The organism is Rhodanobacter sp. FW102-FHT14D06, assembly GCF_043950705.1.
Taxonomy (GTDB): domain Bacteria; phylum Pseudomonadota; class Gammaproteobacteria; order Xanthomonadales; family Rhodanobacteraceae; genus Rhodanobacter.
This window is the reverse complement of sequence record NZ_CP170722.1, coordinates 611,208-635,958: the sequence shown is the minus strand read 5'-3', so window position 1 is coordinate 635,958 and position 24,751 is coordinate 611,208. Positions and strand designations below refer to the sequence as shown.

The following is a 24,751-nucleotide window of genomic DNA, read 5'->3' as shown; positions in this document are numbered from 1 at the left end:
GCGGTGCGTTCGTGCACATGCATCGCCGTGAACCGGCCTTCCGGCAGCGGCTTGGCATTGCCTTATGCCGTATTGCAGCATTGGGGTAGAATGGGCGTTTCCTCCGCACAGCGCCCCCTTCCCGCATGATCGCATTCGACGGGCAAAGCGCCCTCTCGCCGTTCCGCCTCGAACGACTCAATGCACGACTCGACGCCGTGCACCGGGGCGTGCGCGTGCAATCCGCCTGGCATGTGTTCGTGCTCGACATGGACGCGGCGCCAGAGGGCACACTGCGCGAACGCCTGCTGGCCGTGCTGGAGGCGAAGGACGCCGCGCCGCAGCCGGCCACGTTGTGGGTGGTGCCGCGGCTGGGCACGATCTCGCCGTGGTCGAGCAAGGCCACGGACATCCTGCATGGCGCGGGTTTCGACGTGCGCCGCGTCGAGCGCGGGCTGGCGTGGCAGCTCAGCGGTCTGCCCGAACCCGGCGCGCCGGATCATGCGGCGATCATGGGTGTGCTGCATGACGCGATGACGCAATCGGTGCTGGCCCGCCTGGACGATGCGCAAGGCCTGTTCCTGGCCGGCACGCCGGGCGACCTGGTGCACGTGGCGCTGGGCGCCGATCCGCAGGCGGCGCTCGCCGCGGCGAACCGGCGCCTGGGCCTGGCGCTGGCCGAGGACGAGATCGAATACCTGGTCGAACGCTACGCCGAGCTGGGTCGCGACCCCACCGACGCCGAACTCTTCATGTTCGCCCAGGCCAACTCCGAGCATTGCCGGCACAAGGTGTTCAACGCCAGCTGGACGGTGGACGGCGAGGAACAGGACAAGACCCTGTTCGGCATGATCAAGCACACCCACCAGCAGTCGCCCGCACATACCCTGTCTGCCTACAGCGACAACGCCGCGGTGATCGAGGGCAGCACGGGCAAGCGCTTCTTCGCCGACCCCGCCGACCGCGTGTGGCGCGGGCACGAGGAGCGCATCGACTACGCGATCAAGGTGGAGACGCACAACCATCCCACCGCGATCGCGCCCTGGCCCGGCGCGGCCACCGGCGCCGGCGGCGAGATCCGCGACGAGGGCGCCACCGGCCGCGGCGGCAAGCCCAAGGCCGGGCTCACCGGCTTCTCGGTGTCCGACCTGCGCATCCCGGGCGCGCCGCAGCCGTGGGAAGTGGACCGCCCGCTGCCGCCGCGCATGGCCAGCGCGTTCGAGATCATGCGCGACGGCCCGCTGGGCGCGGCCGCGTTCAACAACGAGTTCGGCCGGCCCTGCCTGGGCGGCTATTTCCGCGCCTGGGAAAGCGAAGTGCCGGGCCAGGCCGGTGTCCGCCGCGGCTACGACAAGCCGATCATGCTCGCCGGCGGCCTCGCCAACCTGCGTCCCGACCATGTGCTGAAGCGCGCGGTGCAGCCCGGCCACGCGGTGATCGTGCTGGGCGGGCCGGCGATGCTGATCGGGCTGGGCGGCGGCGCCGCCTCGTCGGTGGCCGGCGGCGCGTCGAGCGCGGAGCTGGACTTCGCCTCGGTGCAGCGCGACAACGCCGAGATGGAGCGGCGCTGCCAGGAAGTGATCGACGCCTGCTGGGCGCGCGGCGAGCACAACCCGATCGTCAGCGTGCACGACGTCGGCGCCGGCGGCCTCTCCAACGCGATCCCCGAGCTGCTCAACGACGCCGGCGTCGGCGGCGTGATCGACCTGTCGAAAATCCCCTGCGACGACCCCTCGCTGTCGCCGATGCAAGTGTGGAGCAACGAATCGCAGGAGCGTTACGTCCTCGCCATCGCGCAGGAGAACCTCGCCGAATTCGAGGCCATGTGCATCCGCGAACGCTGCCCGTACGCCGTGGTGGGCGAGGCCACGCGCGAGCGCCGCCTGCTGCTGACCGATCCGCGCCGCGAGCTGACCGTCATCGACCTGCCGATGGACGTGCTGTTCGGCAAGCCGCCACGCATGCATCGCGACGCCGTGCGGGTAACGCCGCGGGTGGACCTGCTGCCTGACCTCACCGGCATCGACCTGGACGAGGCGCTGCTGCGCGTGCTGCGCCTGCCCACCGTGGGCAGCAAGAGCTTCCTGATCACGATCGGCGACCGCACCGTCGGCGGGCTCAACCACCGCGACCCGATGGTCGGTCCGTGGCAGGTGCCGGTAGCCGATTGCGCGGTGACGCTCGCCGATTTCGAGGGCTATGCCGGCGAGGCGATGGCGATGGCCGAGCGCGCGCCGGTGGCCGTGCTCGACAGCGCCGACGCGGCGCGCCTGGCGGTGGGCGAGGCGATCACCAACCTGGCTGCCGCACCGATTGCCAGCCTCGGCGAGGTGCGCCTGTCGGCCAACTGGATGGCCGCGGTGAATCATCCGGGCGAGGACGCCGCGTTGTTCGACGCGGTGAAGGCGGTGGGCATGGAACTGTGTCCGCAATTGCAGATCTCGATCCCGGTCGGCAAGGATTCGCTGTCGATGCAGGCGGTGTGGAAGGACGGCGCGCAGGAGCAGCGCACGGTGTCGCCGGTGTCGCTGGTGATCACCGGCTTCGCCCGCGTCGGCGACGCGCGCCGCACGCTGACGCCGCAACTCAAGCTCGACCGCGGCGCTACCGACCTGTGGCTGATCGATCTGGGTGCCGGGCGCGATCGCCTCGGTTGCTCGGCGCTGACCCAGGTGTTCAATCGCTCCGGCGGCATCCCGCCCAACCTGGACGATGCCAAGCGCCTCAAGGCGCTGTTCGAACTGGTTCAGCAGGCCAATGCGAATGGCCTGCTGCTGGCCTACCACGACCGCTCCGACGGCGGCGTGATCACCACCTTGCTGGAGATGGCCTTCGCCGGCCACTGCGGCCTGGAGCTGCATCTCGACGGCTGGGCCGAAGCCACCTTGCGCGCGCTGTTCAGCGAGGAACTGGGCGCCGTGGTGCAGGTGGCCGAGGCCAACCGCGAGGCATTCGAGTCGCTGCTGGTGAAGTTCGGCCTGGCCGGCATCAGCCATCGCGTCGGCCGGCCGAAGGAGAAGCTAGGCATCAAGCTGTTCCTCGGCGACGAAGTCTTCGTCAAGTGGAACTGGAGCAAGTTGTACAAGGCGTGGAACGAAACCAGCCACGCCATGCAGCGCCTGCGCGACAACCCGCAGAGCGCCGATGCCGAGCTGGAGTGGCGGATGGATGACGCCGATCCCGGCATCAGCCCCAGGCTGGCGTTCGACCCGGCCGAGGACGTGGCCGCCGCGTTCATCGCCAAGGGCCCGCGGCCGCGCGTGGCGATCCTGCGCGAGCAGGGCGTCAACGGCCAGGTCGAGATGGCCGCCGCGTTCACGCGTGCCGGTTTCGAGGCGGTCGACGTGCACATGTCCGATCTCGCCAGCGGCCGAGTGAAGCTGGCCGACTTCCGCGGCTTCGCCGCCTGCGGCGGATTCTCCTACGGCGACGTGCTCGGCGCCGGTCGCGGCTGGGCCACGTCGATCCTCTACAACGACATGCTGCGTGCGCAGTTCGAGGCGTTCTTCGCCGACGAGACGAAGTTCGCGCTGGGCGTGTGCAACGGTTGCCAGATGCTGTCGCAACTGAAGGAGATCATCCCCGGCGCGCAGCACTGGCCGAAGTTCCTGCGCAATGCGTCGGAGCAGTACGAGTCGCGCGTGGCCACGCTGGAGGTGCTCGATTCGCCCAGCATCTTCTTCCAGGGCATGGCCGGCTCGCGCATCCCGGTGGCGGTGGCGCACGGCGAGGGGCGGGTGAGTTTTCCGCAGGCGTGCAGCCCGTCGAAATCGCATGGCGCGGTGCGCTTCGTCGACAACCGCGGCAAGCCGACCGAGAACTTCCCGCTCAACACCAACGGTTCGCCCGGCGGCCTGGCGGGCTTCACCGCCGCCGCCGGCCGCGTGACGATCATGATGCCGCACCCGGAGCGGGTGTTCCGCAGCGTGCAGATGAGCTGGCACCCGGAGTCGTGGGGCGAGGATTCGCCGTGGATGCGGATGTTCCGCAACGCACGCGTGTGGTGCGGCTGATCGACGGCATGTGGCGCTGGCGTCAGCGATGACTCGGCGTCGCCCCGCGTGGATGTTCGCCGGCTGCACCGCGCTGTGGGTGGTGCTGCTGGCGTTGCTGCCGTGGTGGTTGGGGTTGCCGATCCTGCTGGCGCTCGCCGCGGCGGTCTTGCTGCTGCAGCATCGGCTGGCAACTGCGCATGCCGCGCTGATCCGGAGCGCCTTGCGCTGGGGCCTGCCGGGCTGGTTGTTTGCCCTGCAACGCATCCTGGGTGGCGATGCCTTCGCCTGGGGCGCGGCCCTGCTCGGCGCGCTGGTCGGTTACACCTTGCTGGCCGGGCTGGAAGCCTGGCTTGATCGGGACTTGCGCCGTGCGCCCGCCGGGCCGCCCGCCGCGGAATGGCCCGAACTCGCCCACGCACCGATCGGACCGCCGGCCGAGATCATCGAGCTGTCGCCGCCGCAATGGCATGAAGCGCGTGGCGAGCTGCCCGACCCCCTCGGCGGGGCGGTGCATGGCGAGCCCGGTGGCTGTCGTTTCGACGATGGCACCCGCGTCGAAATGCGGGACGGCGTCACCCGCATCGCCTTCAGTCCCGCCGGTCGCTGGTTTGTCGCCTGCGGCGGCAAGCGCGGCGTGCTGCTGTGGGATCGCCAGCGCGATCGACGGCACCGCCTGCGCGGCTGGCAACTGTGCGGCTGGTACCGCGAGCAACCCTGGTTCAGCCGCCGCGAAGGCACCATGCCGCTGGCGCTGGCCGCCGTGCTGGGCCACGACGCCGACGAACCACCAGACCCTCCCCACAACCCGTAGGAGCCCGCTCGCGGGCGATGCTTTCCCTTTTGCTTCTGCGATTCCCCATTCCCCATTCCCGGCCCAAGGGCATCGCCCGCAAGCGGGCTCCTGCGCGCGGGAAACCGGAGGTTCACGTGCTGCGCGTCTCCGCGCATACTTCGCGCGGTGAACATGCCTGCCATTCCTCCGTCCTCGTCCTCGTCCTCGCCGGCGCTCAGCGTGATCGTGGTGGCGGCCGACAGCGGCCCGGATCTGCGCGATTGCGTGCGCCAGGTGCTGGCCTGCCGGCTGCCGCTGGAACTGATCCTGGTCGACAACGCTTCGCACGATGGCGTGCCGCCCGCGATCGCGCGGGCGTACGAGCACGACGAGCGGCTCAAGCTGATCTACAGCCATCGCAACATCGGCTTCGGCCCGGCGGTGAACCTGGGCGCGAAGCAGGCCGGCGGCCGCGCGCTGCTGATCCTCAACCCCGATTGCCTGATCGGCGAGGACGACCTCAGGCGGTTGCTGGCGGTGCAGGCCGCGCATCCGAAGGCCGGCCTGATCGGCGCGGTGGTGTGCGACGCGGAGGGTCGGCCCGACCCGGCTTCGCGGCGGCGCGATCCGCTGTTGCGCCGGTCGCTCAACACACTGCTCGGCCGGCCCGGCGAGACGGTGGAAGTCGGCGGCGAGATTCCCGCCGAGCTGATCGAGTGCGAGGCGGTTTCCGGTGCGCTGATGCTGCTGACTCGCCAGATGTTCGAGCGCCTCGGCGGCTTCGACGAGAAATACTTCCTGCATTGCGAAGATCTGGATCTGTGCCGCCGCGTGCGCGACATCGGCTACCAGGTGCTGCTTGCCGGCGACGTGCGCGTGGCCCATGGCAAGGGCAGCTCCAGCCGCCATCGCCCGGTGTTCGTCAGCCGGCACAAGCACCGCGGCATGTGGCGCTGGTTCCGCCAGCATGATCCGGCCGCGCGCAACCCGTTCGTGTCGGCGGTGGTGTGGCTGGGCATCTGGACGCACTTCGTGCTGCAGGTCCCCGGCCAGTGGTGGCGGCTGAAAACGAGAAGCAAGTGAGGAAAGCCAGAGGCAACATCGCCTCGTCGCGCCGCTGTCGTTCTCTCACTCCTCACTCCTCTCCACGCACTTCTCGCCGATGACCCCACGCACCCTGACCATCCTCGCCACTCTCGGCCTGATCGCGATGACGGCGGTGTGGGGCTCGACCTTCGTGCTGATCAAGGACGTGCTCGGGCGCATGCCGGTGGCCGATTTCCTGGCCGTGCGTTTCGTCATGGCGGCGCTGGCGATGGTGCTCCTGTTCGGGCGGCAGGCGTGGCGGCTCGGCGCTTTGCAGATCCGGCGCGGCCTGCTGCTCGGCGTGATCTACGGTGTCGGCCAGCTGGTGCAGACCTGGGGACTGGCGCTGATCTCGCCCAGCGTCAGCGGCTTCGCCACCGGCATGTACGTGGTGTTCACCCCGATCCTTGCGCTGCTGGTGCTGCGCCAGCGCGTCGCGGCCAGCGTGTGGCTGGCCATCGCCGTGGCCACCGCGGGCCTGGCCTTGCTCACGCTCGACGGTTTCGAGATCAACCTGGGCGTGTGGCTGACCCTGGCGTCGGCGGCGTGCTACGCGCTGCACATCGTGCTGCTTGGGCAGTGGTCCCGCCGCGGCGAGGCGTTCGGCCTGTCGGCCGTGCAGATGGTGGCGATCGCCGGGGTCTGCTCGCTGGCCACCTTGCCGCACGGTCCGATGTTGCCGCCGGACCCCGGCGCCTGGTTCGTCGTGCTGTACATGGCGCTGATCGCCGGCGCCGGCGCGATGGTGATGCAGACCTGGGCGCAATCGCATCTGCCGGCGGCACGTGCCGCCATCGTGATGACCACCGAGCCGGTGTTCGCCGCCGCCTTCGCCGTACTGCTCGGCGTCGATGCGCTGACCTGGCGCATGCTTGCCGGCGGCGGCCTGGTGCTGGCAGCGATGTACCTGGTGGAGCTGATGCCGCGGCGCGACGAGCTGCCGGCCGAGGCGGTGCATCACGAGGTGTGAGGGCGTTCCCCTGCGGGCGGGACGACACCCGGCTGCAGCGCGATGCGTACCAGGTAGACGATGATCGCCACGTTGCCGACCAGGGTGGCCAGCTTGATCCAGCCGAAGTGGTACAGCGTCTCGTACAGTTCCAGCGGGATCAGCGAGCCGGTGGCGATCACGGTGAACCACTCGGCCCAGTGCTTGCCCAGCCACAGGCCCACGCCCTCGATGCCGAACAGCACCGCGTAGCCGAGCGCCACCAGCCCCACCGCCTCGAACTTGCCGGGGCCGAGCTGGTGCAGCAGTTCCACCAGTTTCCAGCGCAGGCCGTTGCTGTCGGCCAACGACAGGTGCTCCAGCCAGTGCACCAGTTGCTCGAAGTTCTGCTGCCGATAGAAGTGGAACGCCGCCAGCGCCACCAGCAGCAGGCACGCGGTCTTGATGATCTCGTAGATCGCGATGACGCGCAGGCCGGCGTGGTGCTGGCCGCGTGCGGTCGCCGCGGGGGTGGCTGCGTCGACGGATTCGGAGTTGGGCATGGGCGGGGAAGACATGGGCAGCAGACATTCTCGCCGATCAGGCGTGGTGCCGCCTGTGCGTGATGGCACGAGTTCGCGGAAATGGAGCTGTGTGCGATCTTGACAGCCGACGAGGATCATCCAACCCTGTAGCACTTGCTCACCCCCGATGGGGCGGTCGCTTGCCGAGGTCACGTGGCGCCTCGGGTCGGCCTGTCTTTTTTCCGGTCGAGCTTGGGATGTGTTGCATTGAGCGGGCGGATGTCGGTGCTGGTCGTGATTGGCTACGGTCGTCGCTGGCTGCCGCTTCGGGGGAAGCATGGCGGCGCCGACTCAGCCCGGTACGAACGGACAAGCGCCCGGCAACCCCGGACCGGAGCCGCTCTGACTCGAGCAGTCCATGCGAGTTCCGGAGCATGCTTGCCGGCACCTGTTGGAACGACAAAAGGGAGACAAACGGATGTTCGACCATCTCGCTATCGACGTGGACTACCTGGCCGACTGGAGCACCGGACGCCGACAACAGCACAGCCTGTACATTCCCGGTTCGACGCTGCTGGAGTGGGTGGATGCCGCTGCCCGTGCCGTGCAGGCCGGTGCCAGCGCGCCTCCGGGGAGCGGCTCCCAGGCTGATCCCTACGTCCTTGGCGGGTACGGCAGTTACGCCGGTGCTTGGCAGGCCGCGGCAAGCCGTCGGTCGCAGGACCTGTACTTTTCCATCGCCGGTCGCCTGATCCACAAGATCAAGGATGGGCGCAGTGGCGGCTTCGCCGATGGGTGTTACATGTGTGATGTCGGCTATTCGGGCACCGACGCCCGCGCCGGCACCATCTGGAATCGGGCCGATGGTGCGAGCTATCGCGAGTTCGGCAAGTTCATGCACGAAGGCAATACGGTCTCCGGCATGGAAGGCGTCGTCTGGTCGCAGCGTATCGCGGCGTCCTTGCGCGGCGTGCTCAAGGGAACCGCCCCCAGAACCGGCGGCGGACTCCAGGCGAAGGGTACGCGCTGGACAGTCGACATGAACCCCGACGAGTTGAAACGCAAGGCTCCGCAGAAGGCCTCGGCCCCGCAGACAGCTGGTGCGGCTGACACCATCTCGGCCTTGCCGCTGCTGTCTGCCGTCATGTTCATAGCCGAGCCGATGCGCAATGCCCGTGCCTGGATGATGGGACTGATGATGCTCGACCTGATGGGGACGGAGTACCAGGCACCGACTCCAACGGCACATGGCAAGCACTTCACTTTCCAGCGTGCGTTCGTCCATCCGTCCCGTCTGGGCGACCCTGCCTGGAGTGGGGAGACCAACACGGCCAACGACACTGCACCCGCAGCCTGGGTCAACCGGCAAGCCGGGCGCGACCAACGAACTGCGAGGAGCATGGCGCGCCCGGGGAGCGCCGCGGTCGAGGGGCTGTATCCGCCGTCGCCGAAATGGTCGGGGCGATCATCGGCGCGTATTGACGTCGCCAATGACTATATCCAGGCCAAGGAAACGGCGATCGTGTGCCGCTGGCTTGAGCAGGAGTTCAACGCGTATGTCGGAAGCGTCGTGGTGGCGAAAGCGCTGGCCGGCGGGCCCGGCACCCGTAGAAACGCCATGACCGCCTCCTTCGGCAGCGAGAGTGCCATGCGCGGGTTTGCGGATGACCTGGAGCGGGTCATCAAGACGGAGTTGATCCAGCGCAGGGCGGCATCGTTCGATACGCCCGGAGTCCTGTTCCGCTGACGCGAGTCGGAATAGGTGCCGGGTCTGCCGGGGTTTCCGGCACAAGGGACCCGACTGGGTTCTTCCTCCAGCAACAGCGCCCGCCGTCGCCCTGGCAGCGCGCTTTCTTGCGCTCGCGGAAGAACTCGCCGTGGCCAGGCGGAGATCGGGTGGCAGCGGGGGGAGCGGCCGGAATTGTCGCCGGTCCGGCGCGTGCCGGCGGCATGCCTTGCACGCTTCGCAGTGCCACACTGCGCGGACCGGGTGGCGCACCGGGTTCGTTCGTGGAGGATGTGCGCGCGCGCTCCACTCTTCGTTTACCCGTTCCGGAGGCCAGCCATGCCCCATCCCGTCGAGCATTCCACCGCCGTGGACGAGCCCGCGCCGCATGGCCCGTCGGCGGTCGGCCTGCGCGACGCGAAACTCGGCGGCTGGTATCGCGAGGACAGCGGCGAGCTGTTCCGCGGCGTGCCGATCGGCGCCGGTGACGTGGTGGTGGACGTCGGCTGCGGCGCCGGCGTCAACAGCGTGTTCTGCGCGCGCCACGGTGCCCGCGTCTACGCCATCGACCGCGAGCCGCAGGTGATCCGCGAGGTGCGCGCCCGGCTGAGCGTCGAGGGCCGCGGCACGCAGACCGCGCTGGTCAGCGACGCAAACCCGCTGCCGCTGGACGACGGCATCGCCACGCGGGTGATCTGCACCGAGGTGTTGCAGCACGTCGACGACCCGCGTCAGGTGCTGGCCGAGCTGTTCCGTGTCGGCGCATCCGGCGCCATCTACCTGCTCAGCGTGCCCGGTGCGCTGCAGGAGACGCTGCAGGAAAAGGTGTTGCCGCCGGAGTCCCGCGAGCTGCCCGGTGGCGCACTGCGGGTGATCGGACGCGACGAGTTCGCGCAATGGATCGGCGAGGCTGGCCTGGTGGTGGTGGAGCACACCCAGCACGGCTTTTTCTGGTCGATCTGGTGGGCGCTGTTCTGGGGTTGCCGGGTGGAGCTGCATGACCCCGCGCATCCGGTACTCGATCACTGGACCGCGGCCTGGCAGGCGCTGCTGGACATGCCGCAGGGCGCGCAGCTCAAGCAGCAGCTGGACGAGTTCATGCCGATCAGCCAGATCGTCGTGGCGCGCAAACCCTGAAGCCGGCACGCCGTGCCGCGCGGACGCTCAGCAACAGCGCCCGCCGCCACCCTTGTAGCGCGCTTCCTGGCGCTCGCGGAAGAACTCGCCGTAGCTCGGCACCTTGCGCTCGGGATGGTGTTCGCGCAGGTGCTTGACGTAGCCGTCGTAGTCGGGGATGCCGCAGCACAGGCGGGCGGTTTGCACCGCCCACTTGCGCACGGACCGGAACGTCGCGTTCATCTCAGCCGGCCACGCTGCTCAGCGCCACGTAGGGTTCCTCGTGCGCGGTCGGGTGGTTGGTGCGCCAGGCCTTGACCAGCGAGCGCAGGGAGAACAGCACCATCACCACGACCAGCGCCATGAACAGGCCGGTGAGCACCATGTCGACGTAGTTGTTGGTGACGATCTGCTGCATGGCGGCGGTGGTCTTGGCCGGCGCCAGCAACTGGCCCTGCTGCATGGCGTCGGCGTACTTGTTGGCCGCCGCGGTGAAGCTGATCGGGCCGACCAGTTTCTGGTAGCCGGCGGTGAGCGTGCAGACGATCAGCCACAGCGCGGGGATGCCGGGCACCCACACGTAGCGCTCGCGCTTGAGTTTCACCACCACCACGGTGGCCAGCATCAGCGCGATCGCGGCGAGCATCTGGTTGGCGATGCCGAACAGCGGCCACAAGGTGTTGATGCCGCCCAGCGGGTCGACCGCACCCTGGTACAGGAAGTAGCCCCAGATGAGCACGCAGATCGCGGTGGCCAGCAGGTTGCCGGCCCACGAATCGGTTTCCTGCAGCGGCTTGTGGATCAGGCCGGCGATCTCCTGGATCATGAAGCGGCCCACGCGCGTGCCGGCGTCCACCGTGGTGAGGATGAACAGCGCCTCGAACAGGATCGCGTAGTGGTACCAGAACGCCATCAGGCCGCCGGAGGGCATGATGTTGTGCAGCAGCTGCGCCATGCCCACCGCCAGCGTGGGGGCGCCGCCGGCGCGGCTGAGGATGCTGTTTTCGCCGATGTCTTTCGCGGTCTGCAGCAACTGCTCCGGCGTCACCACGAAGCCCCACTGGCTGATCGTGGTGGCCGCGTCCTGCACCGTGCTGCCGATGATCGCGCTCGGCGAGTTCATCGCGAAGTACACGCCCGGGTGCAGGTAGGTGGCGGCGATCAGCGCCATGATCGCCACGAACGCCTCCATCAGCATGCCGCCGTAGCCGACCATGCGCGCCTGGCCCTCGTTGGCGAGCAGCTTGGGCGTGGTGCCCGAGGCGATGATCGAGTGCCAGCCCGACACCGCACCGCAGGCGATGGTGATGAACAGGAACGGGAACAGGTCGCCGGCGAACACCGGGCCGGTGCCGTCGATGAAACGCGTCACCGCCGGCATCTGCAGGTCCGGTGCGGTGATCAGGATGGCCAGCGCCAGCAGCGCGATGGTGCCGATCTTGAGGAAGGTGGAAAGGTAATCGCGCGGTGCCAGCAGCAGCCACACCGGCAGCACCGAGGCGACGAAGCCGTAGCCGATCAGCCACCAGGCCAGCGCCTTGGCATCCATGTCGAACAGCGGTGCCAGCGTGGCCGAGTCCGCCACGAACTTGCCGGCCCAGATCGAGAGCAGCAGCAGGATCAGGCCGATGATCGACACTTCGAGAATGCGTCCCGGCCGGAACCAGCGCATGTAGCCGCCCATCAGGAAGGCGATCGGGATGGTGCAGGCCACGGTGAAGGTGCCCCACGGGCTGTGCGTGAGCGCCTTGACCACCACCAGAGCCAGCACCGCCAGCACGATCATCATCAGCACCAGCACGCCGATCATCGCCACCAGGCCGGGCAACGGGCCGAGTTCCTCGCGCAGCATGTGGCCGAGCGAGCGGGCGTCCCGGCGCAGCGAGAGGCCGAGGATCATGAAGTCCTGCACCGCGCCGGCGAACACCACGCCGAACAGGATCCACAAGGTGCCGGGCAGATAGCCCATCTGCGCGGCCAGCACCGGGCCGACCAGCGGGCCGGCGCCGGCGATCGCGGCGAAGTGATGGCCGAACACCACCCACTTGTCGGTGGGCACGTAGTCGAGCCCGTCATTGCGCAGTACCGAGGGCGGCGCGCGCGTCGGGTCCAGCCGCAGCACCGAGTGCTCGACGAACTTGCCGTAGAAGCGAAAGCCGATCGAGAACACCGCGATGGCCGCGGCCACCAGCCAGATCGCGTTGACCGGTTCGCCGCGCCTGAGCGCCACCACGCCGAGGCAGGTTGCACCGATGATGGCGACGACGGTCCATACCAGCTTGCTGGCGACACCGGATCTGCGCACGGCGACTTGCATGGCGGTTCTCCTCGGCAATGCCGCAAGAATCGTCCTGCCGGCGGCGGGGGTCAATCCCGGAAGCCGCGCGCCGGCATTAGCCATTGGTCGAATGGCAGGCGCGCCCGGCTTCGTTGCGGGAGGCATGGCGGCGCTACACTGGCCGCCCTGTCGATTGCGAGGAGTTCGTCATGCGCGTCCTGGCACATTGCAGTTTCCTGGCCGTATTCCTCCTCGCCGCGGGCACCCCCGCAGCCAACGCCAGCCAGTTCAAGGACTTGTTGAACAAGGCCAGGCAATCCACCCACGCCACGCCGGCGAAGGGCAGCAACCTGCCGAGCAGCGACATCGCCGCCGGCCTCAAGGAGGCGCTGGCCAAGGGCACCACCAGCGCGATCAACAACCTCGGCCGCGACGGCGGTTTCTGGAACAACGCCAAGGTGCGCATCCCGCTCCCGGGCAAGCTGGAGCAGGCCGGCAAGCTGGCGCGCCAGCTCGGCCAGGGCGCCAAGGTGGACGCGTTCGAGCTGAGCATGAACCGCGCGGCGGAAAAGGCGGTGCCGCAGGTGGCCGAGATCTTCGGCGACGCCATCCGCAAGATGACGCTCGACGACGCGCGCGGCATCCTCACTGGCGGCGACCACGCAGCCACCGATTACTTCCGCCGCGTCGCCGGCGAGGCGCTGACGGCGCGCATCCATCCGATCGTCGCCAAGGCCACCGACAGCGTCGGCGTCACCCAGAAATACAAGGCATTCATGTCCGGCAGCAGCAGCGGTGCGCTGGGCGGCCTGCTGGGTGCCCTCGACCATGACAAGTCGACGCACGGCGGCACGGCGCTGGACCTGGACGATTACGTCACCGCGAAGACCCTCGACGGCCTGTTCACCGAGATCGGCGCGCAGGAGCAATCCATCCGGACCAACCCCGGCGCGCGCACCACTGACCTGCTGAAGAAAGTGTTCGGCCGCTGACGGCAGCCGCGACCGCGGCAACACATGCCGCGTTCACGTGGACGCGGGCAGGATGGTCGGCATGGCGAAAGCGAGGCAGGCATGATCCACGAGATCCTCAAGATGGGTGACCCCCGGCTGCTGCGCATCGCGCCGCCGGTGCCCCCGGCGATGCTCGGCAGCGCGGAGCTCGACATGCTGATCAAGGACATGTTCGAGACCATGCGCGCTGCCGACGGCGTGGGCCTGGCCGCGCCGCAGATCGGCGTGGACCTGCAGCTGGTGATCTTCGGCTTCGAGCATTCCGAGCGCTATCCCGACGCCCCCGAGGTGCCGCAGACGATCCTGCTCAATCCGGTGATCACCCCGCTGTCGCAGGACATGGAGGTGGGCTGGGAGGGCTGCCTGTCCGTGCCCGGGCTGAACGGCGCGGTGAGCCGTTTTTCGCTGATCCGCTACCAGGGCCTCGACCCGCGCGGCCAGCGCATCGAACGCACCGCCGAGGGTTTCCACGCGCGCGTGGTGCAGCACGAATGCGACCACCTGATCGGTCGCCTCTACCCCTCGCGCATCACCGATTTCAGCAAGTTCGGCTACACCGACGTGCTGTTTCCGGGTCAGCCGCCAGCAGATGCCTGAACGCGCCGCTCAAGTGGCGGGCGGGCCTGCCGTTACCGAGGCCATGAGCCCACGCTTTGGCCATCTGCATGGCGGAACTGACCGGCCGGGAAGCCTCGCCTTCCCGGTGGCTGCCCACGCGTGCGAGGAGCCATGCTCATGAACCATCACGCCAAGCCCCCATCGGGCAACAACGTCGATTGGAGCCACCCGGAGCTGCAATCGCTGCTGGGCAAGACCGAAGGTTGGAGCCTCGACAACCGCGGTGTGTTCTCGCCGGTACCGTGCGAACTGCACATCGGCTGGGGCGCGGGCGCGGTGCGCGGCGCCACCCTGGTGTTCGAGCGCGAGGGCGTGATGGTGATCGAGGCGAACTTCCTCATCCAGGCCGGCGAGAAGCTGCGCATCGACCGCATCGTGCTGGGTTCGCTGCGCTCAAACTGGGGCACCGTGGTGGAAGGTCGCGAAGGTCACCGTGCGGAGGATCGTGCCAACGGCACCCGCGTGTACTGGGTGCACGTGCGCTGAAACGTGCGGGGGCGGTACCTGTAACCGATCAGCCGCGGCGAGTCTGCGCGAAGCGCGATCGACAAGCCGTCGGACTGATCGCCAGCCTGCGCCGGAAATGATGGCGCAAGTGATCGCGCTGCCGAGGCCGCAATGCAAGGCAATCGCGTCGATGGAGAGCGTCGAGCTTTCCAGCAATTCGCGCGCACGATCCACCCGCGCACAGATCAGCCAATGCGCCGGACTCGTGCCGGTGGCCTGCTTGAAGTGGCGCAAGAAGCTGCGTTCGCTCATGGCCGCCAGTGCGGCCAGCTCGGCAATCGGTTGCGGGAGCGCCCATGGCACATGCGCCGGTCCGACCGGCGCGCGCCCACGCCGCGCGGGATATGGCAGCGCCTGTCGACGCCGGTTCCCGTCGGTTCGGTTCGCTGGCGGGGCGGCCAACAATCCCTGAATGCCCGGCGGCGTAAGGTGTCCGGAAGACGGCTGTCCGTCCGGGAGAGCTTCGGTGAAGAAAGAAGACGACACACACCTTCAGATCGTGTCTGCGGACATCAGTTCGGAGCCGCTAACCGGCATGGTGATTTTCCGGCCGCATTGTGTGTCGCGCGCGGGACGCAACGTGGGCGAGGCCAGCACGGGCGGCAGCTGGTACGCCCTGCGTCCGGCCGAGGTGCGCAGCTTTGCGCGGGCGTTGCTGGATGCGGCCGATACGCTCGACCTGAAGGCGAAGGCGCTGCAGGCGGCGAAGATGGCGACCGGCTGACCGGCGTCCCGGCGCTTTTCTTCGCTGGTTGCCGGTCGCTTCGCGTCCCGATGCGAGAGTGACGCCGCTCAGCGGCAGCGGTTGATCGCCCCGCGCAGCTCGCTGGCGGCGGCGCGCGCGGTGGCGGCGAAGTCCTCGCCGGAGCCGGCGTAGATGATGCCGCGCGAGGAGTTGATCATCAGGCCGAGGCCCTCGCGGGTGCGGCCCGCGTGCATCACCGCCTCGATGTCGCCGCCCTGCGCGCCGATACCCGGCACCAGCAATGGCATGTCGCCGACCAGTGCACGTACCTGGCGGATTTCCTCGGGCCAGGTGGCGCCGGTCACCAGCGCGCAGTTGCCGTTGGCGTTCCACTCGCGGGCGACCGTCTCGGCCACGCGCAGATACAGCGGCTGGCCGCCGCAATCCAGTGCCTGGAAATCCGCCCCCCCGGGGTTGGATGTGCGACAGAGCAGGATCACGCCCTTGTCGGCACGATCGAGGAACGGCTGGATCGAATCGCGGCCCAGATAGGGGTTCAAGGTCACCGCGTCGGCGCGATAGCGCTCGAATGCTTCGGTGGCGTAGTGCTGCGCGGTGGAACCGATGTCGCCGCGCTTGGCGTCGAGGATCACCGGCACGCCGGGATGACGATCGTGGATGTGCGCGATCAGTCGTTCCAGCGTTTCCTCCGCACGCAGCGCGGCGAAATGCGCGATCTGCGGCTTGAACGCGCAGACCAGGTCGGCGGTGGCGTCGACGATGGCGCGGCAGAAATCGAACACCGCGTCGGGCGTGTCACGCAGATGCGCGGGGAATTTCGCCGGCTCGGGGTCGAGGCCGACGCAGACCAGCGAGTCGTTGCGGGTCCAGGCTTGCTGCAGTGACTGCATGAAGTGCATCGGGATCTCCGTTCGAGAAACGAGTGAAGAAGAGTGAGAAACGAGAGAAGGCGGGTTCGTCGACGCTTTATCTCTCTTTTCTCACTCCTCTCCACTCACTCCTGCTCTCAGGCCAGCTTCTTGTACTTCACGCGGTGCGGCCGCGCGCCTTCCTCGCCGAGGCGGCGCTTCTTGTCGGCTTCGTACTCGTTGTAGTTGCCGGGGAAGAACTCCACGTGCGAGTCGCCCTCGAACGCGATGATGTGGGTGGCGATGCGGTCGAGGAACCAGCGGTCATGCGAGATCACGATGGCCGAGCCGGGGAATTCCAGCAGCGCATCTTCCAGCGCGCGCAGGGTTTCCACGTCCAGGTCGTTGGACGGCTCGTCGAGCAGCAGCACGTTGCCGCCCTGCAGCAGGGTCTTGGCCATGTGCAGGCGACCGCGTTCACCACCGGACAGGCTGCCGACGATCTTTTGCTGGTCGGTGCCCTTGAAGTTGAAGCGGCCGATGTAGGCGCGCGACTGGATCTCGAAGTTGCCGATGGTGAGGATGTCCGAGCCGCCGGACACCTCCTGCCACACGTTGTTCTTCGGGTCGAGCGCGTCGCGCGACTGGTCGACGTAGGCGAGCTTGGTGGTGTGGCCCAGCTTCACCTCGCCCGAGTCCGGCGTCTCCTTGCCCATGATCATCTTCATCATGGTGGACTTGCCGGCGCCGTTCGGGCCGATCACGCCGATGATCGCGCCCGGCGGCACCTTGAACGACAGGTCCTCGATCAGCACGCGGTCGCCGAAAGACTTGGTCACGTTCTTGAACTCGATCACCTCCTGGCCCAGGCGCTCGCCCGGCGGGATGAAGATTTCATTCGTCTCGTTGCGGCGCTGGTAGTCGACCGAGTTCAGTTCCTCGAAGCGGGCCAGGCGGGCCTTGCCCTTGGACTGGCGGCCCTTGGCGGCCGAACGCACCCACTCCAGCTCCTTCGCGATCGCCTTCTGGCGCGACTTCTCCTGGTTCGCTTCCTGCTTCAGGCGGGCGTCCTTCTGCTCCAGCCATTCGGTGTAGTTGCCCTTCCACGGAATGCCGCGGCCGCGGTCGAGTTCGAGGATCCACTCGGCGGCGTTGTCGAGGAAGTAGCGGTCATGGGTGACTGCCACCACGGTGCCGGGATAGTCGTGCAGGAACTTCTCCAGCCAGTCCACCGACTCGGCGTCCAGGTGGTTGGTCGGCTCGTCCAGCAGCAGCATGTCCGGCTTGGACAGCAGCAGGCGGCACAGCGCCACGCGGCGCTTCTCGCCGCCGGAGAGCGGGCCGATCTTCGCGTCCCACGGCGGCAGTCGCAGCGCGTCGGCGGCCACCTCGAGCTGGCGCTCCAGCGCGTGGGCGTCGTTGGCGGCCAGCAGGTTTTCCAGCTTCTCCTGCTCCTTGGCCAGCGCGTCGAAATCGGCACCGTCTTCGGCATAGGCGGCGTAGACCTCTTCGAGCCGTGTCTGCGCATCGAGGATTTCGGCCACGCCTTCCTCGACCACTTCGCGCACGGTCTTTTCCGGGTTCAGATCCGGCTCCTGCGCCAGATAGCCGACCTTGGTGCCGGGCTGCGCGCGCGCCTCGCCCTGGAAGTCGGTGTCCACGCCGGCCATGATGCGCAGCACGGTGGACTTGCCCGCGCCGTTGACGCCGAGCAGGCCGATCTTCGCGCCGGGGAAGAAGCTGAGCGAGATGTCCTTGATGATCTGGCGCTTCGGCGGGACGATCTTGCTGACCCCGTTCATGGTGTAGATGTACTGCGAGCTCATGCAACCTCCGAAGGCGTGCGCCGCGCCGCGGGTTCGGCACGGAAAGGGAATTCGTCAAACCGGACATTATAGCGGGTTGTGGCGTTGCGCCGATGCGGCCGCCCGGATACGCCCGGCGGTGGCTGCAAACGCCCGGCGGCGCTACACTTTCCGGCTAATCCCGCCAAACACCAGCCGAGGCCAGAATGTTCCCCAAGGACTGCACGATTGCCGGTTACGACGACGAACTGGCCCAGGCCATCGCCCACGAGGGCCAGCGCCAGGAAGATCACGTCGAGCTGATCGCCTCGGAAAACTACGCCAGCCCGCGGGTGATGGAAGCGCAGGGCTCCAAGCTCACCAACAAGTATGCCGAGGGCTATCCCGGCAAGCGCTACTACGGCGGCTGCGAGTACGTGGACGTGGCCGAGAAGCTGGCGATCGAGCGGCTCAAGCAGCTGTTCGACTGCGACTACGCCAACGTGCAGCCGCACTCCGGTTCGCAGGCGAACCAGGCGGTGTACCTGGCGCTGCTGCAGCCGGGCGACACCATCCTGGGCATGAGTCTCGCGCATGGCGGCCATCTCACCCACGGCGCCAAGGTCAACATCTCCGGCAAGCTGTTCAACGCGGTGCAGTACGGCGTCGACGAGAACGGCCTGATCGACTACGACGAGCTGCAGCGCCTGGCCACCGAACACCAGCCGAAGATGCTGGTCGGCGGTTTCAGCGCCTACTCGCAGGTGGTCGACTGGGCGCGCATGCGCCGGATCGCCGATTCGGTCGGCGCGCTGTTCTTCGTCGACATGGCCCACGTCGCCGGCCTGGTCGCCGCCGGCGTCTACCCGAGCCCGCTGCCGCACGCGCACGTGGTCACCTCGACCACCCACAAGACCCTGCGCGGCCCGCGCGGCGGCATCATCGTGAGCAGGGGCGCGGGCGAGGAGATTGAGAAGAAGCTGCAGTCGATCGTGTTCCCCGGCATCCAGGGCGGCCCGCTGATGCACGTGATCGCGGCCAAGGCGGTGGCGTTCAAGGAAGCGCTGGAACCGGCGTTCAAGGAGTACCAGACGCAGGTGGTGAAGAACGCCAAGGCAATGGCCAGGACCTTCATCGAACGCGGCTACAAGATCGTCTCCGGCGGCACCGAGAACCACCTGATGCTGGTCGACATGATCGGCAAGCCGATCACCGGCAAGGACGCCGAGGCCGCGCTGGGCAAGGCGCACATCACGGTCAACAAGAACGCCGTGCCGAACGACCCGCAAAAGCCCTTCGTCACCTCCGGCCTGCGCGTAGGCACCCCCGCCGCCACCACCCGCGGTTACAAGGAAGCCGACTGCGTGGCCCTGGCCGGCTGGATCTGCGACGTGCTCGACGCCCCGAACGACGCCGCCGTGATCGCCCGCGTACGCGACGCGGTGACGGCGCAGTGCCACAAATTCCCGGTCTACGGCTGAGCGAGAAGTGGGTGAAGAGGAGTGAGAGGTGAGAGATAGTCGGCGTTGATGCTTTTCTCTCGTTACTCACTTCTCTACCCTCATTCCTGACCCATGCATTGCCCCTTCTGCCAGCACGAAGACACGCGCGTGATCGACTCGCGCCTGACCGAGGACGGTTCGACCGTGCGGCGGCGGCGCGAGTGTCCGCAGTGCGGCGAGCGCTTCAACACGTTCGAGACGGCCGAGCTGAAGTTGCCGGCGATCGTGAAGAGCGGCGAGCGGCGCGAGACCTTCGACGAGCGCAAGTTGCGGGTGAGTTTCGAGCGGGCGTTGCAGAAGCGGCCGGTGGCCAGTGATGCGGTGGACGCGGCGGTGCGGGCGATCGTCAACGACCTGCGCCGCAGCGGCGAACGCGAGGTGCCTTCGCGCCAGGTCGGCGAGCTGGTGATGCGCGAGCTGAAGAACCTCGACCAGGTCGCCTACGTGCGTTTCGCCTCGGTCTACCGCAAGTTCGAGGACGTGCACGCGTTCCGCGAGGAGATCGAGAAGCTGGAACGCGACCTGCCGGGCCTGTCCGATCTGCAGCTTCCCCTGCTCGGTGGCGGTACGCGCAAACCGTAGGAGCCCGCTGGCGGGCGATGTTCCCGTTTCTGCGATTCCCCAATTCATCGTCCCGAGCTTGTCGAGAGGCCGATTCCCGGCCAAGAGCATCGCCCGTCAGCGGGCCCGTACAATCGACGCATGGCATTTTCAGGCACTGACCACCTCCACATGGCGCACGCGCTGCGCCTGGCCGAGCGCGGCCTGTATACCACCCAGCCGAATCCGCGCGTGGGCTGCGTGATCGCGCATGGCGACGAGGTGATCGGTACCGGCTTTCATCAGCGCGCCGGCGAGCCGCACGCGGAGGTATATGCGTTACGCGAGGCGGGCGCGCGGGCGCGGGGCGCCACCGCCTACGTGACCCTGGAGCCGTGCGCACACCATGGACGTACGCCGCCATGCGCCGATGCGCTGGTGGCCGCCGGTGTGGCGCGGGTGGTGATTGCCGCGGAAGATCCGTTTCCGCAGGTGGCCGGTCGCGGCATCGACAAGTTGCGCGCCGCCGGCGTTGCGGTCGAAACCGGCCTGCTGCGCGGGCCGGCGCGCGAGTTGAACTGCGGCTTCCTCGGCCGTCTCGAACGCGGCCGCCCGTTCGTGCGGGTGAAGCTGGCGATGAGCCTGGACGGGCGCACCGCACTGGCCAATGGCGAGTCGAAGTGGATCACCGGCGATGCGGCGCGCCTGGACGTGCAGCGCTGGCGCGCGCGCAGCTCGGCAATCCTCACCGGCAGTGGCACGGTGCTGGCGGACGATCCGCGATTCACCGTCCGGTTGCCGCAGGACGAGGAGTTCATGCCGCCGCTGCGCGTGCTGCTGGATCGCCAACTGCGCACGCCCGCCGGCAGCCATGTGCTGGACGGCGCGGCGCCGACGCTGGTCCTGCATGGCGCTGCGGCAACGTGCGCAGACGATCGCTTTGCCCGGGCGGAACGCCTTGCGGTGGCGACACGAGACCACGGACTCGACCTGCCCGCCGTGCTCGCCTTGCTGGCCGGACGCGGCTGCAACGAGGTCCACGTCGAAGCCGGCCCGACCCTGTGCGGCGCGCTGTTCGCGGCCGGCCTGGTCGACGAACTGCTGCTCTATGTCGCGCCCTTGCTGCTGGGCGACAGCGCGCGGCCGCTGCTGCAGTTGCCGTCGCTGGCCGACATGGCATCGCGCTGGCAGTTGCAGGTGGTCGACCAGCGCATGCTCGGTCCGGATATCCGCTTGCGCCTGCGCCCGCCGGCCTGACGCGCACACGCACGTCGCCCGCTCGCCAACACGCGCACAGCGTCACTCAGGGCAAGCCGGGCCGGAGCCGCCCCGGATGCCGGCGCACCGTCTCCCACGGCAGCACCGACCAGTCGTCGTTGGCTTCGCACACGCGCGCGGCGCGAGCGTAGGAGGGGCCGATGAACAAGCCCTTCGGTGTCATGTGCCAGCTCACGAACTGCCACACGCCGGGGTCGTCGTAGCCGCAATCGTCTTCGCCGCCGGTGGCCGTCGTCTCCTGCGGATAGAGTTGCCGCCATTGCCGCGCCAGCCAGGGCGCCAGGTGCTGCTCGCGGTAATCCGACCACGCCTCGAAGCTGGCCGAGCCGGGTGCGGGGTTGCCGTCGGCATCCGTGGCATAGTGCAACGGCTCACCCTTGCCCAACCACAGCAGGTCTTCCAGGGTCAGCGGCCGGGCGGTGTGCGCGTCGAGGTTGATCGCCGCATCGCCGAAGTCCGGATGGGCGCCGCCGCAGTAGTAATTGGTGAACACGCTGACGCTGACGAGGTTCGCCGTGAGCAGGCGCGGCGTCACCGTCTGCTCGTAATCGCCTTCGTTGAAGTGGTTGAACATGCAGTCGTAGTAGCTGCCGGTTTCCCGCCACATCCGGTCCATCAGCACCTGGTTGATGCGCGCAAGCTCGGCGGGCGGGTACCCGTCCAGGATCTCGAAGAACGCGATGCCGGCGTCGGGCACGCGCCACCACTGCAGGGCATGGCCCATGAAGGTTTCGCGCTTGCCGGCCTGTGGCTTGAGGCCGGCCAGGCGCAGGTAGTCGTAGCGGTCGCTCGCATGGAGCTGCTTCAGCCAGGGCGGCGTATCGGCGGAGGGCGGCGCCACCGTGGCCGGGTGCAGGGCGACCGGCAGGGTCGTTCCCTTGTCGTCCTGCCATTGGCCGCGCCAGCCACCGTCGGCTTGCCGGTCCAGCGTGATGCGCGGGCCGTTGGCGTCGGCGTCCCAGCCTTCGCGCAGTTGCAGGTGACCGTTGCTGGCCGGCGCGCCCGACAAGGCGATGTCGCGATGGTGGCGCACGTAGAAGTAGCGGCCGGCCGTGGCGGCGTCGTCGCCGGGGGTGAGTTGCAGCACGATGGCCTGCCGGCCCAGCGTGCCGGTGTAGACGTCGGCCGGCGCCTCGCCGGCGCGCGCGTGGGCCAGCCAGAACATGGCCGGCAGGATGGCGAGCCACGTCGACCAGCCGCGTCGATGCTTGCGCATGGAAACCTCCTTGGCAGGGACGGACATGATGCCGCAGCGGGCGGGCAAACGGCTGGCGCGCGAGTGGCGCATGGCGGGCGTGTTAGAATCCGGCGGCCGGTTCATCGGCAAACGTCTTCAGGGCGGGGCGAAATTCCCCACCGGCGGTAGGTTCCTCGGAACGAGCCCGCGAGCGCTCCCGGCAGCATCGGGAGGTCAGCAGATCCGGTCCGATGCCGGAGCCGACGGTCCAGGTTGTTCCGGTTCGCCGGTGCGGCCCACAGTCCGGATGAAAGAAGACGGCCAGGCGGATGGCAGCGATGCCATGCGTCTGCCTCATGCCTTGGGGCGTTCTCGCTTTCCGACGCGGAGAACGTTTCATGCCTGTCATCGTTTCAGTCTCGCTTGCCATCTCCCCCCGGGAGGTGTGCTGATGTTCACCGGCATCATCCAGACCGTGGGACGCGTTGCGCGACTCGAACCGCGCGGCGGTGACGTGCGCCTGCACGTCGATACCGCCGACCTCGACCTCACCGACGTGCAGCTCGGCGACTCGATCGCCGTCTCCGGCGTATGTCTCACCGCGATCATGCTGGACGCGCGCGGCTTCAGCGCCGACGTTTCCAACGAGACGCTGTCGCTGACGTCGCTGGGCCAGTTGAAGCCCGGCGATCCGGTGAATCTCGAAAAGGCGCTGCGCCTGGCCGACCGGCTCGGTGGGCATCTGGTCTCCGGCCATGTCGACGGGCTGGGCAGGGTGGTCTCGATCACGCCCGATGGCCGCTCGCAGCGCTGGACGTTCGAAGTGCCCGCCGCCCTGTCGCGCTACATCGCCGCGAAAGGCTCGATCTGCATCGACGGCACCAGCCTCACCGTCAACGAAGTCGCCGGCCATCGCTTCGGCGTCAACCTGATCCCGCACACGGTCGAGCACACGGCGTTCCACGCGCGCCGCGCGGGTGATGCGGTGAACATCGAGGTGGACGTGATTGCACGCTATGTCGAGCGCCTGCTGGCCAGCGGCGAGGCGCCGAAGCTCGACGAGGCGTTCTTGAAACAGCACGGCTTTGCCTGAAGGCGAGAAGTGAGTGGGGAGGAGTGAGAAGTGAGAGAGCCGCAGCATCGAGATGCCTTCTCTCACTTCTCACTCCTCTCCACTCACTCCCTGTCTCTGCGATCAAATCAAAATTCCCCAGGACGTCCCCATGCCCTTCAACACCATCCCCGAAATCCTCGAAGACATCCGCGCCGGCCGCATGGTCGTGATCCTCGACGACGAGGACCGCGAGAACGAGGGTGACCTGATCATGGCCGCGCAGATGGTGCGGCCGGAAGACGTGAACTTCATGGTGCGCGAGGCGCGCGGCCTGCTGTGCCTCACGCTCACCGAGCAGCGCACGCGCCAGCTCGGGCTGCGGCCGATGGTGAGCGACAACACCTCAGTCTACCACACCAATTTCACCGTCTCGATCGAGGCGGCCGAGGGCGTCACCACCGGCATTTCGGCGCACGACCGCGCGCGCACCATCCAGGTGGCGGTGAAGTCCGATGCGAAGCCACAGGACCTGGCCCAGCCCGGCCACGTCTTTCCGCTCACCGCGCAACCGGGCGGCGTGCTGACCCGCGCCGGCCACACGGAGGCCGGCTGCGACCTGGCCGCGCTGGCCGGGTTGGAGCCGTCGGCGGTGCTGATCGAAGTGCTGCATGAAGACGGCTCGATGGCGCGTCGTCCCGAATTGGAAGTCTTTGCGGCCAGGCACGGCTTGAAGATCGGCTCGATCGCCGACCTGATCCGTTACCGGCTGGAAACCGAAAAGACCGTGCAGCGTGTACACGAGGAATCGGTGGAGACCGAGTTCGGCCCGTTCCGGCTGGTGGCGTACCGCGACGTGATCCGTCGCGGCCTGCACTACGCGCTGGTGCGCGGCACCGTGGACGACGGCGCGCCGGTGCTCTCGCGCGTGCACGTGCGCAATACCTTGTCCGACGTGCTGCATCTCAAGCGCGACGACCTCGGCCTCACCGTCACTTCGGCCTTGCGCCGCATCGCCGACGAGGGTCGCGGCGTGCTGCTGGTGCTCTCCGGCGAGGACACGCCGGAGGCCCTGCTGGCGCGGTTGCAGGGCAAGCCGGCCGCGCAGGCACCGGAGGATGCGCAGCAGCAGGAGTGGCGCCAGCTTGGCCTCGGCGCGCAGATGCTGGCCGACCTCGGCGTGCACCGCCTGCGCGTGCTGGGTACGCCGCGCAAACTGGTGGGACTGGGCGGCTTCGGGCTTGAGGTGGTCGAGTACGTCTGACCCTTCCGACTCTCCGTGCAGGAGCCCGCTCGCGGGCGATAGCTCTTGCTCTTGCAGAT

At 68.2% G+C, this 24,751-nt stretch carries 22 protein-coding genes and 1 riboswitch; of the genes, 15 read left to right on the top strand and 7 right to left on the bottom strand.

Annotated features, from left to right (window positions below; genetic code table 11):
- Positions 1-125 precede the first annotated feature (125 nt).
- The 4 genes from purL (at position 126) to ACFCQI_RS03225 (ending at position 6,802) form a co-directional block, all read left to right on the top strand.
- Entirely contained in the window at positions 126-3,992 is a 3,867-nt protein-coding gene (purL, locus tag ACFCQI_RS03240; RefSeq protein ID WP_395119944.1) for a phosphoribosylformylglycinamidine synthase, read from the top strand.
- Positions 3,993-4,020: 28 nt separating this feature from the next.
- Positions 4,021-4,785 carry a WD40 repeat domain-containing protein gene (locus ACFCQI_RS03235; protein WP_395119943.1) on the top strand — a complete coding sequence of 255 codons (765 nt, stop codon included), beginning with the start codon at positions 4,021-4,023 and terminating at the stop codon, positions 4,783-4,785.
- Positions 4,786-4,938: 153 nt separating this feature from the next.
- Positions 4,939-5,829, top strand: a complete 891-nt coding sequence (locus tag ACFCQI_RS03230) for a glycosyltransferase family 2 protein (RefSeq protein ID WP_395119942.1) — start codon at positions 4,939-4,941, stop codon at positions 5,827-5,829.
- Positions 5,830-5,908: 79 nt separating this feature from the next.
- Positions 5,909-6,802 carry a DMT family transporter gene (locus ACFCQI_RS03225; RefSeq protein WP_395119941.1) on the top strand — a complete coding sequence of 298 codons (894 nt, stop codon included), beginning with the start codon at positions 5,909-5,911 and terminating at the stop codon, positions 6,800-6,802.
- Here the strand turns inward: ACFCQI_RS03225 and ACFCQI_RS03220 are convergent.
- Positions 6,790-7,323: a DUF2127 domain-containing protein gene (locus ACFCQI_RS03220; protein WP_395121231.1), complete on the bottom strand. Its 534-nt coding sequence runs from the start codon at positions 7,321-7,323 to the stop codon at positions 6,790-6,792. The two genes, ACFCQI_RS03225 and ACFCQI_RS03220, sit on opposite strands and share 13 nt — an antisense overlap.
- 439 nt (positions 7,324-7,762) lie before the next feature.
- Between ACFCQI_RS03220 and ACFCQI_RS03215 the strand changes: the two genes are divergently transcribed.
- Positions 7,763-9,031: a hypothetical protein gene (locus tag ACFCQI_RS03215; RefSeq protein ID WP_395119940.1), complete on the top strand. Its 1,269-nt coding sequence runs from the start codon at positions 7,763-7,765 to the stop codon at positions 9,029-9,031.
- Positions 9,032-9,349: 318 nt separating this feature from the next.
- Positions 9,350-10,147, top strand: coding sequence for a class I SAM-dependent methyltransferase (locus tag ACFCQI_RS03210; RefSeq protein ID WP_395119939.1), 798 nt, complete (start codon positions 9,350-9,352; stop codon positions 10,145-10,147).
- Positions 10,148-10,174: 27 nt separating this feature from the next.
- Here ACFCQI_RS03210 and ACFCQI_RS03205 read toward each other — a convergent pair whose 3' ends face one another.
- Positions 10,175-10,369, bottom strand: a complete 195-nt coding sequence (locus tag ACFCQI_RS03205) for a YbdD/YjiX family protein (protein WP_395119938.1) — start codon at positions 10,367-10,369, stop codon at positions 10,175-10,177.
- Position 10,370: 1 nt separating this feature from the next.
- Entirely contained in the window at positions 10,371-12,431 is a 2,061-nt protein-coding gene (locus ACFCQI_RS03200) for a carbon starvation CstA family protein (protein WP_395119937.1), read from the bottom strand.
- Positions 12,432-12,613: 182 nt separating this feature from the next.
- Between ACFCQI_RS03200 and ACFCQI_RS03195 the strand changes: the two genes are divergently transcribed.
- The 3 genes from ACFCQI_RS03195 (at position 12,614) to ACFCQI_RS03185 (ending at position 14,521) form a co-directional block, all read left to right on the top strand.
- Positions 12,614-13,396, top strand: coding sequence for a DUF4197 domain-containing protein (locus tag ACFCQI_RS03195; RefSeq protein ID WP_395119936.1), 783 nt, complete (start codon positions 12,614-12,616; stop codon positions 13,394-13,396).
- A gap of 81 nt (positions 13,397-13,477) precedes the next feature.
- The gene (def, locus tag ACFCQI_RS03190; RefSeq protein WP_395119935.1) at positions 13,478-14,014 is read left to right on the top strand and encodes a peptide deformylase; all 537 of its coding nucleotides are present in this window, start codon (positions 13,478-13,480) and stop codon (positions 14,012-14,014) included.
- A gap of 138 nt (positions 14,015-14,152) precedes the next feature.
- A complete protein-coding gene (locus tag ACFCQI_RS03185) occupies positions 14,153-14,521 on the top strand; it encodes a hypothetical protein (protein ID WP_395119934.1) in 369 nt (122 codons plus the stop codon).
- Here ACFCQI_RS03185 and ACFCQI_RS03180 read toward each other — a convergent pair.
- Positions 14,429-14,794, bottom strand: a complete 366-nt coding sequence (locus ACFCQI_RS03180; protein WP_395119933.1) for a helix-turn-helix domain-containing protein — start codon at positions 14,792-14,794, stop codon at positions 14,429-14,431. The two genes, ACFCQI_RS03185 and ACFCQI_RS03180, sit on opposite strands and share 93 nt — an antisense overlap.
- Positions 14,795-15,008: 214 nt before the next feature.
- Between ACFCQI_RS03180 and ACFCQI_RS03175 the strand changes: the two genes are divergently transcribed.
- Entirely contained in the window at positions 15,009-15,266 is a 258-nt protein-coding gene (locus ACFCQI_RS03175) for a hypothetical protein (RefSeq protein WP_395119932.1), read from the top strand.
- 68 nt (positions 15,267-15,334) lie between these two features.
- Here ACFCQI_RS03175 and pyrF read toward each other — a convergent pair whose 3' ends face one another.
- Positions 15,335-16,147: an orotidine-5'-phosphate decarboxylase gene (pyrF, locus tag ACFCQI_RS03170; RefSeq protein WP_395119931.1), complete on the bottom strand. Its 813-nt coding sequence runs from the start codon at positions 16,145-16,147 to the stop codon at positions 15,335-15,337.
- A 107-nt stretch (positions 16,148-16,254) separates the two neighbouring features.
- Positions 16,255-17,922 (bottom strand): energy-dependent translational throttle protein EttA, encoded by a 1,668-nt coding sequence (gene ettA, locus ACFCQI_RS03165; protein ID WP_395119930.1) that lies wholly within the window; start codon positions 17,920-17,922, stop codon positions 16,255-16,257.
- 185 nt (positions 17,923-18,107) lie between these two features.
- On the opposite strand from ettA, the gene glyA reads away from it, so the two are divergent.
- The 3 genes from glyA to ribD all read left to right on the top strand — a co-directional run bounded on the left by glyA (position 18,108) and on the right by ribD (position 21,179).
- Positions 18,108-19,361 (top strand): serine hydroxymethyltransferase, encoded by a 1,254-nt coding sequence (gene glyA / locus ACFCQI_RS03160; RefSeq protein WP_395119929.1) that lies wholly within the window; start codon positions 18,108-18,110, stop codon positions 19,359-19,361.
- A 93-nt stretch (positions 19,362-19,454) separates the two neighbouring features.
- Entirely contained in the window at positions 19,455-19,964 is a 510-nt protein-coding gene (nrdR, locus tag ACFCQI_RS03155; RefSeq protein WP_395119928.1) for a transcriptional regulator NrdR, read from the top strand.
- Positions 19,965-20,084: 120 nt separating this feature from the next.
- On the top strand, positions 20,085-21,179 hold the full coding sequence (ribD, locus tag ACFCQI_RS03150) for a bifunctional diaminohydroxyphosphoribosylaminopyrimidine deaminase/5-amino-6-(5-phosphoribosylamino)uracil reductase RibD (protein WP_395119927.1): 1,095 nt from the start codon (positions 20,085-20,087) through the stop codon (positions 21,177-21,179).
- 46 nt (positions 21,180-21,225) lie between these two features.
- Here the strand turns inward: ribD and ACFCQI_RS03145 are convergent, their stop codons facing one another.
- On the bottom strand, positions 21,226-22,416 hold the full coding sequence (locus tag ACFCQI_RS03145; protein WP_395119925.1) for a hypothetical protein: 1,191 nt from the start codon (positions 22,414-22,416) through the stop codon (positions 21,226-21,228).
- A gap of 109 nt (positions 22,417-22,525) precedes the next feature.
- A riboswitch (FMN riboswitch) is annotated at positions 22,526-22,700 on the top strand.
- Positions 22,701-22,828: 128 nt separating this feature from the next.
- Here ACFCQI_RS03145 and ACFCQI_RS03140 point away from each other — a divergent pair.
- Together ACFCQI_RS03140 and ribB are read left to right on the top strand one after the other, a co-directional pair.
- Positions 22,829-23,470 carry a riboflavin synthase gene (locus ACFCQI_RS03140; protein WP_395119924.1) on the top strand — a complete coding sequence of 214 codons (642 nt, stop codon included), beginning with the start codon at positions 22,829-22,831 and terminating at the stop codon, positions 23,468-23,470.
- Between the two features lie 130 nt (positions 23,471-23,600).
- Positions 23,601-24,692: a 3,4-dihydroxy-2-butanone-4-phosphate synthase gene (ribB, locus tag ACFCQI_RS03135; protein WP_395119922.1), complete on the top strand. Its 1,092-nt coding sequence runs from the start codon at positions 23,601-23,603 to the stop codon at positions 24,690-24,692.
- Positions 24,693-24,751: the final 59 nt, after the last annotated feature.

Excerpts from the sequence above, each read along its gene's own strand:
- purL (WP_395119944.1), top strand. The coding sequence starts at position 126 with ATGATCGCATTCGACGGGCAAAGCGCCCTCTCGCCGTTCCGCCTCGAA.
- ACFCQI_RS03235 (WP_395119943.1), top strand. The coding sequence starts at position 4,021 with ATGACTCGGCGTCGCCCCGCGTGGATGTTCGCCGGCTGCACCGCGCTG.
- ACFCQI_RS03230 (WP_395119942.1), top strand. The coding sequence starts at position 4,939 with ATGCCTGCCATTCCTCCGTCCTCGTCCTCGTCCTCGCCGGCGCTCAGC.
- ACFCQI_RS03225 (WP_395119941.1), top strand. The coding sequence starts at position 5,909 with ATGACCCCACGCACCCTGACCATCCTCGCCACTCTCGGCCTGATCGCG.
- ACFCQI_RS03220 (WP_395121231.1), bottom strand. The coding sequence starts at position 7,323 with ATGCCCAACTCCGAATCCGTCGACGCAGCCACCCCCGCGGCGACCGCA.
- ACFCQI_RS03215 (WP_395119940.1), top strand. The coding sequence starts at position 7,763 with ATGTTCGACCATCTCGCTATCGACGTGGACTACCTGGCCGACTGGAGC.
- ACFCQI_RS03210 (WP_395119939.1), top strand. The coding sequence starts at position 9,350 with ATGCCCCATCCCGTCGAGCATTCCACCGCCGTGGACGAGCCCGCGCCG.
- ACFCQI_RS03205 (WP_395119938.1), bottom strand. The coding sequence starts at position 10,369 with ATGAACGCGACGTTCCGGTCCGTGCGCAAGTGGGCGGTGCAAACCGCC.
- ACFCQI_RS03195 (WP_395119936.1), top strand. The coding sequence starts at position 12,614 with ATGCGCGTCCTGGCACATTGCAGTTTCCTGGCCGTATTCCTCCTCGCC.
- def (WP_395119935.1), top strand. The coding sequence starts at position 13,478 with ATGATCCACGAGATCCTCAAGATGGGTGACCCCCGGCTGCTGCGCATC.
- ACFCQI_RS03185 (WP_395119934.1), top strand. The coding sequence starts at position 14,153 with ATGAACCATCACGCCAAGCCCCCATCGGGCAACAACGTCGATTGGAGC.
- ACFCQI_RS03180 (WP_395119933.1), bottom strand. The coding sequence starts at position 14,794 with ATGAGCGAACGCAGCTTCTTGCGCCACTTCAAGCAGGCCACCGGCACG.
- pyrF (WP_395119931.1), bottom strand. The coding sequence starts at position 16,147 with ATGCACTTCATGCAGTCACTGCAGCAAGCCTGGACCCGCAACGACTCG.
- ettA (WP_395119930.1), bottom strand. The coding sequence starts at position 17,922 with ATGAGCTCGCAGTACATCTACACCATGAACGGGGTCAGCAAGATCGTC.
- glyA (WP_395119929.1), top strand. The coding sequence starts at position 18,108 with ATGTTCCCCAAGGACTGCACGATTGCCGGTTACGACGACGAACTGGCC.
- nrdR (WP_395119928.1), top strand. The coding sequence starts at position 19,455 with ATGCATTGCCCCTTCTGCCAGCACGAAGACACGCGCGTGATCGACTCG.
- ribD (WP_395119927.1), top strand. The coding sequence starts at position 20,085 with ATGGCATTTTCAGGCACTGACCACCTCCACATGGCGCACGCGCTGCGC.
- ACFCQI_RS03145 (WP_395119925.1), bottom strand. The coding sequence starts at position 22,416 with ATGCGCAAGCATCGACGCGGCTGGTCGACGTGGCTCGCCATCCTGCCG.
- ACFCQI_RS03140 (WP_395119924.1), top strand. The coding sequence starts at position 22,829 with ATGTTCACCGGCATCATCCAGACCGTGGGACGCGTTGCGCGACTCGAA.
- ribB (WP_395119922.1), top strand. The coding sequence starts at position 23,601 with ATGCCCTTCAACACCATCCCCGAAATCCTCGAAGACATCCGCGCCGGC.